Genomic DNA, 15,531 nt, shown 5'->3' with positions numbered 1-15,531 from the left:
CTAAAATAGATATATACTCTCTCCTATAACTTAGGAGGGATTTTTTTATGCAATTAGGAAAATTAGATAAGATAAAAAAATATTATGGAGATAGATTAATTTTAGATGTCAGCAATTTTGAAATTTTAGAAGGAGACAGAATTGGAATAGTTGGGCAAAATGGAGCAGGAAAAACAACTATGTTAAAGATATTAATGAAGAATATTGAACCTGATGAAGGCCAATGCTTCTTAACTGATAGCTATTCATATATAAGTCAAATGGAAGATGAAATTGAAGAGTGCGAAGAAAGCAAGATAAAAAAAATGTTTGATGCACCAAATAAATATGAAGAGTTCCTATCGGGAGGAGAAAAGGTAAAATTAAAAATATCAAAAGCTTTAAGTGAAAATAAAAAACTTATAATAGCAGATGAGCCAACTTCAAATTTAGATGCGAAGAGTATTAAAATACTAGAAGATATGCTAAAAAGCTATAATGGATCATTATTAATAGTATCTCATGATAGAGAATTTTTAGATTCAATTTGTAATAATATTTTAGAACTAGATGATGGAAAAATCAAAATATACAAAGGAAACTATTCTACGTACTTAAATTTAAAAAATGAAGAAAGAAAAAGAAAGGAATTTGAATACGATGAATATTTAGATGAAAAGAAAAGGCTTGAAAATGCTATTGTGGGAAAGGCTGAATTAAGAGACAGTATAAGGAGAACTCCTAAAAGAATGGGGAATTCAGAAGCACGACTTCATAGAAAAATGGGAGGGCAAAGAGGCAAAAAGAAACTTGACGATAATATTAAAGCATTAAAAAGTAGAATTGATCATTTAGAAGTTAAGGAAAAGCCAAAATCTATAAGTGAAACAAAAATAAATATACAAACTGGTATGGAGATAATTTCTAAAAATGTTGTAGAAGTTAGTAAATTAAATTTATTTGTAGATAACAAATTGTTATTAAAAGATGCTGATTTTAAAATTAAAAGAGGTCGCAAAGTAGGAATAATAGGTAATAACGGATGCGGAAAGACTACTTTGTTAAGGGAAATATTAAAAGGGGAAAGTGAAAATGTAAAAATTGCAAATAAAGTAACTATTGGATATTTTGATCAAAGTCAAAAGATACTACAAAAAGAAAAAAGCATTTTAGAAAATGTAACAGAAAATTGTTCATATAATCAAGGTTTTGTAAGAATTAATTTAGACAATTTTGGTTTTAAGGGCGATACAGTTTATAAAATTGTAAGTTCATTAAGTGGAGGAGAAAAAGTTAAAATAGCTCTTTGTAAAATATTACTAAGTGATAATAATCTTTTAATATTAGATGAGCCAACAAATTATTTAGATATTAAAGCCATGGAAGCTTTGGAAAAATCATTAATTAATACTGAAAAAACAGTAATTATTGTATGTCATGATAGAAAATTCATAGAAAATATATGTGATTTTATAATTGAAATAACGAATAATTGTGTTATAACCTTTGATAGAAGCTATAAAGAATATATTAATGAAAAGAATAAGCCTAAAACAAGCAAGGTTGAAAAAGATAATAAAGAAAAATTAATGTTAATGGAAAATAAACTTTCTGAGGTAATTTCTCTATTAGCAATGGAAAAGGATATATCTAAAAAAGAAAAGCTAGAGCACAAATATAATGAATTATTAAAGAATATTAAGATATTAAAAATTTAGTTTCTAGAATATATGTTGTTAAATTGATTTACATTATAATGTTTAATAGTAATAGTAATAGTAATAGTAATAGTAATAGGTTCGTGGAAAATTTAGTTTCTTTAAAAATTAAAATTGTATATTTGGTTAGGAGAGAATTTTTGAAAAAATATTTATTTTGGTGTCAGAATATTAAATTCAATACCGAATATTATAATAGGTGTGCAAAAATCTAATAATATTTATCCTTTATTATGTTATTGGATTAATACTATTATAAGCCAGTAGATACAAAAAATATATCTTTGCAGTGGAACCCCTCCACTGCAAAGATATACATAGTACCTACTGGTTTATTTTATATCTAATGAATATATAAACTACTCTTACTTTCGGATATAGAATAGTTATTTTAGTGTAGAAATTATGGTTACTTTTTCATATTATGTAGTATAAAATTAAAAGAGGTGAAATACGAAAATGATAAGTATTGATTTAAAGGCGAGATTAAAAAACAAGTCTTTTTGGGTTGCCATGACTAGTGCTATAGCAATATTACTCCAACAATTAGGATTAAATATAATTCCATCAAATTATACAGAAATAGTTAATGCAGTTTTAATCATTCTAACAATGATAGGAATAGCGGTTGACACAAGTACAACCGGCATAAGTGATCAAACTACAACAATTACTAAAACAGAAAACGATCAAGTTGTGAATTCTACCGAAGATACCCAATAGGATAAGTAATAAAAGCTTAGTAAAAATATTTAAGAGTAACTTTTAATTAAGGTTACTCTTTAGTATTTTTTATTATAAAAAATATGAAGAAGAGAGATTTAAATGAGTTATATTAAAGGAATAGACGTAAGTAATAATAATGTTTAAATAGATTTCCATGGAATGAGTAGTTATGGTATAGAAATTATTTATGTAAAAGCAACTAAAGTACAAAGTTTCAAGATAATAAAATAGCTACATTTGAAATTATTGTAAAACTTAAGGACTAATAGTTGAGACATACTATTTTTTTGTTGAAACGTAAATAACTAAAGCATAAGTCAAAGATTTCTATGCAATGATAAAATAAAACACACAATTATTCGACGCACCAAATAGAATATTGAAGAGAAGCATAAAATTTGTGAAAGAAGTAAAGAAATGTACTTAATAAAAATATATCTTACAAATGGTGTAATAATTGATTTTATATGTGAGAATTATAAAATATCACAAAATCGAACAACAGGTGAAGTATCAGGATATTGTTTTGAAAATGCTGATAAAAACATTGTATTTCTTAACAAAACATTAATTATAGCAATTACAGGAGAAAAAATACAATCATGATCATTTTAACAAGTTGATAAAAATAGAGAATAGATGAGAAAAAAGTTACTAATTGTAAATTTATATAGTTGTAATGTAGTTATTTGATTAAGATTATTATTTTGTAACCTTTCATAAAAATATTTAATCCTACGTTTATATCAAAAACACTTATAAAATATAGATGTTTTGATGTGTAATAAATTTAAAACAATTACATTTAAATACAATATTCCCTTTGCTTGCTATAATTAAATAGCGAAAGGGGGGTCATTATGGGAAGTGTTAAGAACATAAATAAAAAGATTTGTGATATGAGACAATCATTACAGGATTTAATTAATGAAAAGCCAAGTTTATTAGATCCAGAAGTCATTATTGCAAGTCAAGAGCTTGATGAAGCTTTGAATGAGTATAACAATTTACTTAACAAAGTAGACAAGTAGAACAAATGGGAGAGATAATTAAATCTCTCCTTATATTTTTTGTTGAATCTAATATTGATGCCACACGAAAATAAATGAAAAGTATTTTTAAAAGCTTATAGCAAAGCCGTTTTTCATAAGAAAGAAGAGATGATTAATGTAAAATTTAAATTTTATATATAAATAATTAAATTATCAGAATGTTAACATCTTGCTAAATATTATCAAAATATGATAATATATTAAATGGTTTGTTGTATTTTTAAAATTTTATGGTAAAAATATTAATTGACTGATATAAATACAAATTAAAAGAGGAATTTTGGCGAAAAAGATTAAATTAAAATTAGGAGGATCTTTATGAACATTTTTAAGAAAAAATCGATAGATCAAATGTTAGAAGGTGCACATAAGACAGATTTAAAGAGAAATTTAAAAGCTAGAGATATTGCAGCATTTGGTATAGGTGCAGTAGTAGGCGTAGGTATATTTGTTGCAACAGGAACAGGAGCGCATTTAGCAGGACCAGCTGTAATAATTTCATTTATTTTAGCAGGTATAGTAGCATGTCTTTGTGCCTTATGTTATTGTGAACTTTCAACAATGTTTCCTGTATCAGGAAGTACATATTCTTATTCATATATAGTATTTGGTGAAATAATTGCAATGATAATTGGATGGTGTCTTACAGCAGAATATTTAGTTGCTTGTAGTGCTGTTGCCTCAGGATGGTCAGGCACATTTGTTGGAATATTAAAGTCAATGGGAATAACCTTGCCAACAGTATTTACTTCATCACCAAGTAAAGGTGGAATAGTAGATTTGCCAGCAATACTAATAATTGCATTAATAACTTACATATTGTTTTATGGTATGAAGGAAAGTGCTAGAGTTAATAATATTATAGTTGGAATAAAGATATCCATAATTCTTATATTTGTAGCTCTTGGAGTAGGGCATATAGATACAGCTAATTATCAACCATTTGCTCCATTTGGATTTGGTGGGATTTTTGCAGCAACAGCTACTATATTCTTTTCATTTATAGGATTTGATGCAATATCTACAGCAGCGGAAGAAGCTGAAAATCCAAAGCGAGATATTCCACTTGGACTTATAATTTGTTTAATAGCAGTTACAGTACTTTATGTTGCAGTTGCAGTTGTACTAACAGGAATGGTTCCTTATAATGAAATAATTTCTGAAAATGCAGTACCAGGAGCTTTAGCAAGAGTAGGTATAAAATGGGGAGCTGCTTTAGTAGGAACGGGAGCTATACTTGGGATGATTTCTACTATTATGGTAGTGCTTTATGGTCAAGTTAGAATATTTATGGTAATGTCAAGAGATGGACTTTTACCAAAATTATTTTCTAAAGTACACTCAACTCATAAAACACCACATATTTCAACTTTAATAACTGGAACTATAGCTGCTGTAATAGCAGGATTTTTACCATTAGATATTATTGTAGAATTTTTAAGTACAGGGACGTTATTAAGTTTTATTTCTGTATCTCTTGCAGTTATAGTACTTAGAATAAGTAAACCAAACTTTAATAGAATGTTTAAAGTACCTGGAGCACCATTTACACCTATAATATCTATAGTATGTTGTATAATTTTATTATGTGGCTTAAAATTAATAACTTGGATAGGTTTTGGAGTTTGGCTTGCTATAGGACTTTTAGTATACTTTTTCTATGGAAGAAAGCATAGTGTTCTTCAAAATGGTGGAAATGTAGAAGATTCTGAGGATGTTGCATAGATTAAAAAAATAAAAATTAATATTATTATAATCGTTCTTCTTATAATGATATTAATTTTTATAAAATCATTATTTAATATATAAGTTCTAATTAAGAAAGTTCATAATTTAGTTGGTTGTCGTATCCAATCACTCTAATATAGAAATTAAATCTTAATGAACAAAATTTTTTAGAACATATATGTCAAAATATTAGCGACTTTTTTATAAAGAAAAAGTCAATTAAACTTATAATTAATTAAGTTATTATTTATTAAATATGAAAGCTGTATTACAAATAAAGAAAGTAATACAGCTTTTTTTATTGGGGTTACCCAGTGATACAAGTAAGCAGGATGATGTCATATAGGAAAAAGGAGTAAAAAGAAGAATTGAGAAGCTTTTCAGTGTTAATGTCTTTTGGTCCAAGCAGTCAATAAAATATTATGTTGAATAATGTCGAAAATATGGTAACATAAAGACATGGGTTTTCTTGAAAAAAATAAATATTGTTTAATTTTTTGAAAAAATGATAAACAAAATCAAGGAGCCAAATAAAAAATCAAAGGAGAAAAACTAATGAAGAAAGCATTTTTGCAAAAGGTGGTTGTAGGAATTATTACCGCAACAACAATTACTACTTTAACACCATTAGGAGTATCTGCAGCGACTAATAATTCAATAGATACTAATAGTTACAATTTTACGTTAAACAAGATTCTAAAAACAGGCTGGAATTACGAAAATGGGAATTGGTATTGTTTTGACAAAATGGGTAACATGAAAACTGGTTGGATTAAGGATAATGACAAATGGTATTACTGTGATAATACTGGAGTAATGCAAACAGGTGTCATTAATGTTAATGGAAAAGCTTATTGTTTAAATAACTCTGGTGCAATGGAAACTGGAAAGGTTATCATAAATAATAAGATTTACAAATGTTCATCAAATGGACAAGTTGTAGGAGATAAAATTCCAAAAGTTGATAAAATTTTTAATAAAAACAATGATGTAGTAAAAGATAATAATCAAAATTCTACAGTAATTAATTCAAATAATACTACATCTGCAGAAAATACTAATACAACTAATACTACAGGAAGCACAACTACATCAAGTAATACGATAACTACACCAAATACTAATACAACAAACATATCGAATGTAGATGTACAAGGATTACCTCAATTACCACAAAATTATCCTATAAGTGTACAAGCTTCTGCTGAAGAGCAAATTCTTCAATTAATGAATGCAAAAAGAAAAGAAGCAGGATTAAATCCATTGACTTTAGATAATACTTTATTACAAGTAGCAAGATATAAGAGTAACCATATGATACAATATAATTACTTTGATCATATAACTCCGGAAGGAACTAAGTGGACAAACTGGTTACAAGCAATAGGATATAAATATACTACTACTGGAGAAAATATAGCATATAATACTTATGATGCAGTTGAATTATTTAATCAATGGTGGAATTCACCAGGTCATAGAGCAAATATGATGAATGCTTCATATAATAAAGTTGGTATAGGAGTTCTAAAAGGAAACAATAAATTTATGGGAACTCAAACATTCTCAAATTAATTCTAAAGAAACGTTTTCTGAATATATAGTAAATATTTAGATTAATAATAATGGGGAAAAAGTTAACGAAGATAAGTAATAACAAAAAATTAATTTAAAAGGCAGCAAATAGAAGTAATATTCTATTTGTTGTCTTTTTTATATAAAATGCAAATTAAAACTAATTTGCATTAATTGTCACAATACTTATAAAGTATTGTGACAAAATTGTAAGTAGATTATATACTTTAAGGTTTATACAAGAGGAATAAGTAAAGGATATCAATAAGTATAAATTAACAAAGTTAACAAAAAATAATAAATGTTATTAAAAATATAAATGATTGCTTGATTTAATAAAGGGAGTATTTTTATTTGAAAAGATGTACTAATATTATTTGTGACGAAGTTGTAACAAGAATAAGTTATAATAAATATAATAGTGATTTTTAGGAGGACAGTACATGAAAGTGAAAAAGGTGCTAGTAGTTGATGATGAACAATTAATAAGAAAACTCGTAATAGATTTTCTTAAAAAAGAAGGTTATATTACTATTGAAGCAGAAGATGGACGAAAAGCTATGGAGGTATTTTTTGCAGACGATGATATAGATTTGATAATTCTTGATGTAATGTTGCCAGAATATGATGGCTTTACTGTATGCAGGGAAATAAGAAAAAAATCAAAAGTTCCGATTATAATGTTAACAGCAAGAGGCGAAGAATTTGATGAAATTTTTGGATTAGATATTGGAGCAGATGAATATATATCAAAGCCGTTTAGCCCTAATATATTAATAGCAAGAGTGAATGCTGTGCTGAGAAGAACCATGCCAATAGATATAGAGCTTAAAGAATTTAATGGATTAGCAATAGATTATAATGGACATCAAGTTATTGTAGAAGGCTCAATTATTGATTTAAGTCCTAAGGAATATGAATTATTAACTTATCTTGCTGAAAACTATGGAAGGGCCCTTAGCAGAGAACAAATATTAGATAAAGTTTGGGGATACGATTATTATGGAGATTTAAGAACTGTTGATACACATATAAATAGACTAAGAATAAAATTAAATTCAAAAAGCGATTATGTACGTACTGTACGTGGTTATGGCTATAGATTTGAGACCGAAAAATGAATAAGTCCATAAGATCAAAACTTTTTATCTCCATAATAGCCTTATTAACTTTTTTTGTTGTAGTTTTATGTATATTAAATAGTTTATATTTAGAGCAATATTATATAGAAAAGAAAAAAAATATACTTATTGAAAATGCAAAAGAATTAACTAATATATATACTGGAAATCCACTAGATATAGAAGATGAATTAGATAGGAAAGCAAATATAACAGGAAGTAGCATTGATATTCGTGATACATATGGAAAAATAATTTTTACATCTTCGCGTAGAATGCCTAACGAAAATAGTGTAATAGATAATAATAAAACTAAATTCAATGTACCACCACCTACAATAGATTTTAATCCTAGTAATAATAGATATAAAAAGAACGTAGAAGAGATATATGATGAAGGTGAATATACTTTTGAAACTAGGAGAGATGTACAATTAAAAATAGAACTATTAACTCTAGTAACGAAATTAAATAATGGCGATATACTTGCAATAAAAGTTCCTTTAGTTTCAATAAGTGAAAGTGTAGACATTGCTAATAGATTTATAATTATAACAGGAATTATAATTATAATTCTAGGAAGTATTTGGGCTTATTGGTTTTCAAAGAAATTTACAAAGCCAATATTAGAAGTAAATAATATCGCTACAAATATGGCTAAATTTGATTTTAGTCAAAAGTGCAAAATAAAGGGAGCAGATGAAATTGGACAGCTTGGACAAAATATCAATTACTTATCTTATGAGCTTAATAGGGCAATTACAGAATTAAACATAAAAAATAAAAAGCTTGAAGAAGACATAGAAAAAGAAAGACAAATAGATGAAATGAGAAAAGAGTTTATTTCCAGTGTTTCTCATGAATTAAGAACTCCTCTATCAGTAATACATGGTTATGCGGAAGGTCTTGTTAGCAATGTTGTTGAAAGTGAAGAAGATAAACATTTTTACTGCGATGTCATTATTAAGGAAACAAATAAAATGAATAAATTAGTAAAGGATTTATTAAATCTTTCTCAAATTGAAACAGATCATTTTCAGATTGAAAAAAGTGAATTTAATTTAACTTCTTTAATAGAGTATATTCTTAATAAATATAAAGCTGCTTTTCTAGAACAAAATATTAAAATACAATTTGAAGTTGATGAAAGTTTATTTGTCTCAGCTGATATAGTAAGAATTGAGCAGATAATTACAAATTATCTTAATAATGCTATTAATCATGTGGACAGCAATAAAATTATTAAAATAAATAAGAGCATTAAAAAGGATATAATAAGGATAAATGTATTTAATTCAGGAAAGCATATACCAGAAGACTGTTTGGAAAAGATATGGAAAAGCTTTTATAAGGTAGATAAAGCAAGAACGAGAGCTTATGGTGGATATGGATTAGGATTGTCCATAGTTAAAGCTATTGCTGATCTTCACAATACTAAATGTGGAGTAGACAATCTTGAGGGGGGAGTATCCTTTTGGTTTGAAATAGATAAAATGAAGGAATCCCAAGTCTCAAGCTCTTCAATATAATTCGATAAAAAGAAATCTAATAAATTAATAGGTTGTTTAAAAAGACCAATTTTTTAAGTGATCTGCAATGATATTGTCATTGCAGACTCCTTCTTTATACCAGTTACAGGAACTGCAGATTTTATGAAATTTATTTGAATTGAAATTTTTATAAATTATATTTATTATTTCATTAAAAGCATATTCTTGATTTTCTTTAAGGTTATATATTTCTAAAGTATTATAATCTAACCTAGCTACATTTTCTTTTGTTATACAAACATTATTTAATTGCATATTTGGACAGTTATCACATAACTTATCACATTTTACAATAAGTTTAATTTCAATATTAGGATTTTCTTTAATTAATTTTAAAACAGAATTCATTCCTTTTACAAAATCTTCACTATAACCTAAGCCTTTATAAAAAAATATGCAATTTATATGATGAGGTCTAAGTAGCAGCATTTGGTGTAAGTATGCTTTCAATACTTTTTTTAACTTTTAGTCCTATAGTAACTGCAATTGTAACTGTTATAAAATCCTTAAGTATAAATGGATATAATCCAGATATAAGTGCAGCCTGCATTGTCATCCCTGTTACTATTTTTAATTGAATAGTTCCAAGAAGTAAATCAATTATTACTCCCATATATGAAGCAATAAATAAAAAAAACTTATTTTGTTTTGATGATGCATATCCAATTAAAAATGCCATAATAATAAATCCAACAATATAACCACCTGTTGGTCCAACAAGTACGCCAAAGCCACTATGGAAATTTGCAAACACAGGTAATCCGATAGTCCCAATAATTACATATACAATTAATGCAAGAGTTCCTACTTTAGCACCAACTATAACAGAGAGTATTACTAAACAAAAAACTTGTAAAGTTATTGGCACTGAAGTGAATGGAAGTGGAATTGAAAGCTGAGAAAAAATAGCCATAAGTGCAGCACACATTCCTACCAAAGTAATTTCTTTAATTGATAAATTTAGTTTCATTTTATAACCCTCCCTTTATTTCAGTTTTAGTATACATATGGAATTATATATTGTCAACTTAAAAAGCAAAATAAAGTTTACAATGCTTGACCGCAAAATATTCTATTAAATAATAGTTTTACATATTTATGGCTAAATGGGTGAATAAACTTTAAATATTAAACATAGTATAAAGTAGAGTAACTAAAGGAGGAATAAGAGATGAATTATTTACTTACTAAGCTTAATGATACTTTCAAAGATAAAAAGGCCTATTTTTTCATTGTATTAATAATGTTTTGTTTAGGAATATCCTTTGGACTTTATACTGTTAAATATATGAGCACAAGTGATAGAAATGATTTAACCAACTATTTTTTCAGTTTTACTAATTATATAGGCAATGAGCCTGTAAATTATGGGAAATTATTGTTTGAGGTGATTAAGAAAAATACACTTATAATTGTACCTATATTTATTTTAGGGTTAACCTTTTTTGGAACTCCTATAATATTAGTTTTAGATTTATTAAAAGGTTTTACCTTAGGATATACTTTTTCTTTTATGGTTACTACTTTTGAAGGTAGAGGACTTGGACTAGCTTTGGTGTCTGTTATTCCTCAAAACATAATATATATTCCATGTTTTATAGCATTAAGTGTTATTAGTTTATCTATGTCTACAGAAAAATTCAAAGAGAAATATTTTAAGCACGGAAAAATTAAAGACTTCTTTTTGGCTGGTGTGTTAAATAAGTTGATTATAATTATAACATTATTTTCAATAGGTATATTGATTGAAACTTATATATCACCATCTCTTATTAAATTTGTGGCTAAGAAATTCTATTTATAAATACAAATATATACACAAAAGAAAATTAATAAAGAAGGAAAGTAGACAATTTTGTCGAATATTAATCATAATCAATGGTATAGGAGATAGTTAATGATAAATTGCATAAATAATTATAAAGGCTATTTGTTAGAGAGTGGTAAAAGTGAAAATACTATATATGCATATGTAACTGATGTAAGCCTCTATCTAAAATTTTTAAGCAAAAAAAAGATAGATATATACAAAAGTGATAAATTAACAATTATGTCATATATACAAAATCTAACAAGTTTAGGGAAATCAGAGAGGTCTATAAATAGAATAGTAATAAGCCTTAGAAATTTCTATTCATATTTAAAAAATGAAGCTTTAGTTAAGGAAGTGCCTAAAATAGAATACAAAAGCTCTAAAAACAATCGAAAATTGCCACAAATTTTGACTATTGAAGAAGTTGATAAAATAATTAGAATAGTTGAAAAAGATTGTTCGAAGGGAATCCGTGATAATGCATTACTAGAATTAATGTATGCTACTGGAATGAAGGTTTCTGAGTTAATTGCATTAAATGTTGAGGATGTAAATCTTGATTTGAATTTTGTAAGATGTACGGATAATAAAAATTTTGAGAGATTGATTCCGATAGGAAGAAGTGCAAGTAAAGCTATAACAGAATATTTAGGTATTAGATATAAGATCGCAGAATGTGGCGTGCCTAATTTGTTTGTAAACCTAAATGGAAATAAACTTACAAGGCAGGGGATTTGGAGAATTGTTAAAGAATATGCTAGACAAGCTTGCATTGATAAGGATGTGAATTTAAATACTTTTAGACATTCATTTGCAGTGCATTTACTTCAAAATGGAGCTAATGTAAGAGCAGTGCAAAAACTGCTCGGAAACCAAGTTTTAACATATATGGATACTTATTATGAAATCATAAATAATGATAAAATTAATTATATATATATGCATACACATCCAAGAGCTTGATATTTAGTAAGTATCATTAAGAACAATATAAATTTAATTTATGCATTTTCATTTTGTTGATACCAAAGTTTTAAGTTGGTGGCAAAATTAAAGGAGTAAAAATTAATTTTCTAAAAAATCTTGAAAAGCATAATATAAAAAATTATAATTAAAAAAAGAGATTAACTAAAATTGCTTGTTTTACTCATAAATTAACATTATTAAATAGAGGCTATGGAGTCTAATTTTTATACCAAGAAGGGATAGGAGTTAGACTTTTTTGTTTAGAAAAATATATTTTAAACAAGATAAGGAGGATTATATGATTAAAGAAATTGCAATGTATGTAAATAATTTTGGTGAAATTACAGATTTAAATAAGGATGGATTTATTAAGATTTTCTCAAAATATAATGATAAATGGAATATTATAAAGGAAATACCTTTTGAATTTCAGACTATACAGGAAAAAGAAGATATACGTTTAGATACTTTAAATATTTCAGAAGCCTTGGAAAATTGCAAAGTTTTTGTAGCAAAAGAAATTCCAAATTTAATATATATGATGCTTGACAGTATTGGAGTAAGCACTTGGAAAATGGATGGAAATAAAAAAGAAATTCTTGACTATGTACTGGGAAAAGAGAATGAAGAAGCACAAGAAATTAAATTTATAGGAGCTTCAAAACTTAATGATAAAAAACAAAGTGTTCTTCCAATAGAGATTGGGATTAATGGTTATTATATTTTAAATTTAAAAGAATTTCAGGAGCATAATACTGGAATTACTACCAAACAAGTATTAAAACCTTTCTTAAAGGATAACAAATTTAATGAGTTAATAGTAACTTGCAATCATGTTCCTTGTTGGTTAGAAGGAGAACTAGAAAGATTAAATTTAACCTTTGAGTGTTCAAAGGCTGGGCAAAACGATTATATAGTAATAATAAATCATATATAGAAATTTTATTATTTCACATTGCTATTAATAAAAACACTAGACATAATTATGAAAAATAAGAATGAATGCATTAATTTAAGATAGAATTTATATATAACAGCAGGAGCTAAAGGAGGGGAGAAATTAATGGAGTATATCAAAGAAAATCTAATTGATAGGATAAATATTACATCTTTTTCAGAAATTATTTGTGAAAAATGGAGTATTGATAGTGATATAATAACAAATTATATTTTTGCGAACATAAGTCTTTGCATAGCTAAAAATAGAAATATGAAAAAAGAGATTGATAAAATATATATGCATGATCAGCTAAAATATTATAATGCCATAACTAATTCTAAATGTATAGAGCATGTTATTATCAAGCAAGGAACTCTTGAACATGAATTATATGCAAGAAGAGTTTTAGCAATACTTTTAGAAGCTGAGTATGATAACAGTTTAAGAAGTAAACTTATAAAGCTTCTTAGAAAATATTATCCTATAATTTATACTACAGTAAAAAAACGTAATAAAGAAAAGTTAAAAAATAAATATATGAAAATGGATATAGTTACAAGAAATCTGGAAGCAAAGTTTGATGCAGCAATATATTTATATTTTGCTGTATATATTTCAGCAGAAGCAGTAGATCATGGTTTCGTAATGTCTATATTAAATGATATAGAAGATTTTGAATTTGAAAGTCTAATGAATCAAAATATTGAAAATGAATTAGAAAAATATAAAACTGAAATACAAGAAATAAAAGTATTAATAAAACGAGAATATGGAAAAATTTTTAGCTATAAAGATATTATAAGACATAATAATGAGAACATTAGTAATTTTGGATATTTTTTTGAAGACTTACTTGCAACTAATAAAATTAATATAAACCATATTTTTAGCGAATATGAGTTTGCTAATATTGATAAAACCATATTATCTTATATTAGAGTAACAAAAAATAGAAACATGGATTTAATAGTATCAAGCATTATTAGTGGGATATTTATACAACCACTTATTAACGAATATAAAAATGCTAAAAAAATATGTGTAGAAAATAACAATGAAGTAATACAATGCGAATTAAATCTTGTAGAAGACAAATTAAATTATGTTCTAAATGAAAATAATAATTTAAAAACTAAGATTGAAGAATTAAATAAAGAAAAATTACTTTATGAAAAAAATTTAAATCAACAATTACATAGCTTAAACAATATTCATAAGCAAGAGATTGAGAGGCTGGGAAATAATCTTAAAGAGCTAGAAAATAAATTGAATCAAGAAAAAAGCCTGAGGTTGGAGATAGAGTCTTTAAGAGAATATGAACTTAATTTGAATGGTGATTGTGATAATGGATATTTAGATAAAAATTTATATGATTACATTCAAAATAAAAAAATTATAATAATTGGTGGAGATAAAGAATGGAGAAGGAAATTTAGAATAAAATATCCAGAAATAAGAACATTAAATGGATTTAATGAAAATTTTGATATAAGCACATTAAATAATTCTGATTATATATTTTTTTATACTAAATATATGAATCATTCAACTTTTTATAAAGCTATGAATTATATTAAATTTAACGAATGTAAATTTGGGTATATTGGAAAAACTAATATAAATCTTGTTGAACAGGAAATAATAGATAATATAAGTAAATATTAATAAAATGATTTACAATTATATATAAATATAGTCTTACAATACTAAAGAAAAGTTTTATATAGTTAGTCTATTATGCATCTCAAGGATGAGAGGATAGAAAAATTATGTGTTTTTTTGAGGTGCTTTCTTATTTTACATAATTAGAAATATTTTGATAAAGATTAATATCAAACTAAATACATATGTCTAAATATTATATTATCTTTATTAAAAATTATATATAAACTTATTTAGGAATATAAAAAGTGCAAAATTTTACCTAGGGTGTGTCTGAAAACAATATTGCCTTATGCTATTTTGATAAAATAAAAATGGACGCAACATAAACAAAAGCAAGAAATGAAGACGCAAGCTTGTCATAGCGAGTTGAAACTCTGCGAAAATGCTTGATTTTATTAAAGAAGCATTCTACTAAATGGCGTTCTTTATATACCCACCAGTCACAATGCCATGGATTCTGCGCATTTGTTTTAGGTGGAATTGTATAGGAAGCTTCTTGTGAAGCAATATATTTCTTAATTTCCTTTGTACCATATGCTTTATCACCTAAAATATTACTGCCTTTTATATAAATATTTGAAAGAACATCCACAGCAAGTGTGCTATCATGTAAATTACCAGAAGATAATTGAAAATAAACTGGATTGCCAAGACCATCAACAACTGTGTGGATTTTTGTTGTATGTCCGCCACGACTT

At 26.1% G+C, this 15,531-nt stretch carries 15 protein-coding genes; 12 read left to right on the top strand and 3 right to left on the bottom strand.

Features of this window, described 5'->3' with window-relative positions:
• The first annotated feature begins 47 nt into the window (after positions 1-47).
• The 8 genes from cplR to CLPUN_RS18180 all read left to right on the top strand — a co-directional run bounded on the left by cplR (position 48) and on the right by CLPUN_RS18180 (position 9,428).
• Positions 48-1,697, top strand: a complete 1,650-nt coding sequence (gene cplR / locus CLPUN_RS18215; protein ID WP_077848665.1) for an ABC-F type ribosomal protection protein CplR — start codon at positions 48-50, stop codon at positions 1,695-1,697.
• Between the two features lie 459 nt (positions 1,698-2,156).
• Positions 2,157-2,420 carry a phage holin gene (locus CLPUN_RS18210; protein ID WP_077848664.1) on the top strand — a complete coding sequence of 88 codons (264 nt, stop codon included), beginning with the start codon at positions 2,157-2,159 and terminating at the stop codon, positions 2,418-2,420.
• A 420-nt stretch (positions 2,421-2,840) separates the two neighbouring features.
• Positions 2,841-3,029: a hypothetical protein gene (locus CLPUN_RS18205; protein WP_077848663.1), complete on the top strand. Its 189-nt coding sequence runs from the start codon at positions 2,841-2,843 to the stop codon at positions 3,027-3,029.
• Between the two features lie 254 nt (positions 3,030-3,283).
• Positions 3,284-3,454: an aspartyl-phosphate phosphatase Spo0E family protein gene (locus tag CLPUN_RS18200; protein WP_077848662.1), complete on the top strand. Its 171-nt coding sequence runs from the start codon at positions 3,284-3,286 to the stop codon at positions 3,452-3,454.
• Between the two features lie 339 nt (positions 3,455-3,793).
• Positions 3,794-5,200, top strand: a complete 1,407-nt coding sequence (locus CLPUN_RS18195; protein ID WP_077848661.1) for an amino acid permease — start codon at positions 3,794-3,796, stop codon at positions 5,198-5,200.
• 558 nt (positions 5,201-5,758) lie between these two features.
• Positions 5,759-6,778 carry a CAP domain-containing protein gene (locus CLPUN_RS18190; RefSeq protein WP_077848660.1) on the top strand — a complete coding sequence of 340 codons (1,020 nt, stop codon included), beginning with the start codon at positions 5,759-5,761 and terminating at the stop codon, positions 6,776-6,778.
• 443 nt (positions 6,779-7,221) lie between these two features.
• Positions 7,222-7,899, top strand: coding sequence for a response regulator (locus CLPUN_RS18185; RefSeq protein ID WP_077848659.1), 678 nt, complete (start codon positions 7,222-7,224; stop codon positions 7,897-7,899).
• Positions 7,896-9,428, top strand: coding sequence for a HAMP domain-containing sensor histidine kinase (locus CLPUN_RS18180; RefSeq protein ID WP_077848658.1), 1,533 nt, complete (start codon positions 7,896-7,898; stop codon positions 9,426-9,428). Before CLPUN_RS18185 ends, CLPUN_RS18180 begins: the two co-directional genes overlap by 4 nt.
• A gap of 36 nt (positions 9,429-9,464) precedes the next feature.
• On the opposite strand, the gene CLPUN_RS18175 is transcribed toward CLPUN_RS18180, so the two are convergent.
• Positions 9,465-9,878, bottom strand: a complete 414-nt coding sequence (locus CLPUN_RS18175; protein WP_077848657.1) for a DUF1284 domain-containing protein — start codon at positions 9,876-9,878, stop codon at positions 9,465-9,467.
• Positions 9,865-10,419 (bottom strand): biotin transporter BioY, encoded by a 555-nt coding sequence (locus CLPUN_RS18170; protein WP_077848656.1) that lies wholly within the window; start codon positions 10,417-10,419, stop codon positions 9,865-9,867. Before CLPUN_RS18170 ends, CLPUN_RS18175 begins: the two co-directional genes overlap by 14 nt.
• 201 nt (positions 10,420-10,620) lie before the next feature.
• Between CLPUN_RS18170 and spoIIM the strand changes: the two genes are divergently transcribed.
• The 4 genes from spoIIM to CLPUN_RS18150 all read left to right on the top strand — a co-directional run bounded on the left by spoIIM (position 10,621) and on the right by CLPUN_RS18150 (position 14,833).
• Complete coding sequence (gene spoIIM / locus CLPUN_RS18165; RefSeq protein WP_077848655.1) at positions 10,621-11,253, top strand: stage II sporulation protein M; 633 nt, start codon at positions 10,621-10,623, stop codon at positions 11,251-11,253.
• Between the two features lie 93 nt (positions 11,254-11,346).
• On the top strand, positions 11,347-12,225 hold the full coding sequence (locus CLPUN_RS18160; RefSeq protein WP_077848654.1) for a tyrosine-type recombinase/integrase: 879 nt from the start codon (positions 11,347-11,349) through the stop codon (positions 12,223-12,225).
• A 301-nt stretch (positions 12,226-12,526) separates the two neighbouring features.
• Complete coding sequence (locus CLPUN_RS18155; RefSeq protein WP_077848653.1) at positions 12,527-13,165, top strand: Fe-only nitrogenase accessory AnfO family protein; 639 nt, start codon at positions 12,527-12,529, stop codon at positions 13,163-13,165.
• A 126-nt stretch (positions 13,166-13,291) separates the two neighbouring features.
• The gene (locus CLPUN_RS18150) at positions 13,292-14,833 is read left to right on the top strand and encodes a hypothetical protein (RefSeq protein ID WP_077848652.1); all 1,542 of its coding nucleotides are present in this window, start codon (positions 13,292-13,294) and stop codon (positions 14,831-14,833) included.
• Positions 14,834-15,125: 292 nt separating this feature from the next.
• Here CLPUN_RS18150 and CLPUN_RS18145 read toward each other — a convergent pair.
• Positions 15,126-15,531: IS5 family transposase (locus CLPUN_RS18145; protein ID WP_143328968.1), on the bottom strand; the 406-nt coding region annotated here is incomplete at its 5' end.

Source organism: Clostridium puniceum, from assembly GCF_002006345.1.
Taxonomy (GTDB): Bacteria; Bacillota; Clostridia; order Clostridiales; family Clostridiaceae; genus Clostridium; species Clostridium puniceum.
This window is presented reverse-complemented; position numbering and strand designations above follow the sequence as displayed.

Bases quoted from the DNA above. Each gene is read 5' to 3' on its own strand.
- CLPUN_RS18210 (WP_077848664.1), top strand. From the start codon at position 2,157: ATGATAAGTATTGATTTAAAGGCGAGATTAAAAAACAAGTCTTTTTGG.
- spoIIM (WP_077848655.1), top strand. From the start codon at position 10,621: ATGAATTATTTACTTACTAAGCTTAATGATACTTTCAAAGATAAAAAG.
- CLPUN_RS18150 (WP_077848652.1), top strand. From the start codon at position 13,292: ATGGAGTATATCAAAGAAAATCTAATTGATAGGATAAATATTACATCT.
- cplR (WP_077848665.1), top strand. From the start codon at position 48: ATGCAATTAGGAAAATTAGATAAGATAAAAAAATATTATGGAGATAGA.
- CLPUN_RS18170 (WP_077848656.1), bottom strand. From the start codon at position 10,419: ATGAAACTAAATTTATCAATTAAAGAAATTACTTTGGTAGGAATGTGT.
- CLPUN_RS18190 (WP_077848660.1), top strand. From the start codon at position 5,759: ATGAAGAAAGCATTTTTGCAAAAGGTGGTTGTAGGAATTATTACCGCA.
- CLPUN_RS18155 (WP_077848653.1), top strand. From the start codon at position 12,527: ATGATTAAAGAAATTGCAATGTATGTAAATAATTTTGGTGAAATTACA.
- CLPUN_RS18175 (WP_077848657.1), bottom strand. From the start codon at position 9,878: ATGCTGCTACTTAGACCTCATCATATAAATTGCATATTTTTTTATAAA.
- CLPUN_RS18180 (WP_077848658.1), top strand. From the start codon at position 7,896: ATGAATAAGTCCATAAGATCAAAACTTTTTATCTCCATAATAGCCTTA.
- CLPUN_RS18205 (WP_077848663.1), top strand. From the start codon at position 2,841: ATGTACTTAATAAAAATATATCTTACAAATGGTGTAATAATTGATTTT.
- CLPUN_RS18185 (WP_077848659.1), top strand. From the start codon at position 7,222: ATGAAAGTGAAAAAGGTGCTAGTAGTTGATGATGAACAATTAATAAGA.
- CLPUN_RS18200 (WP_077848662.1), top strand. From the start codon at position 3,284: ATGGGAAGTGTTAAGAACATAAATAAAAAGATTTGTGATATGAGACAA.
- CLPUN_RS18160 (WP_077848654.1), top strand. From the start codon at position 11,347: ATGATAAATTGCATAAATAATTATAAAGGCTATTTGTTAGAGAGTGGT.
- CLPUN_RS18195 (WP_077848661.1), top strand. From the start codon at position 3,794: ATGAACATTTTTAAGAAAAAATCGATAGATCAAATGTTAGAAGGTGCA.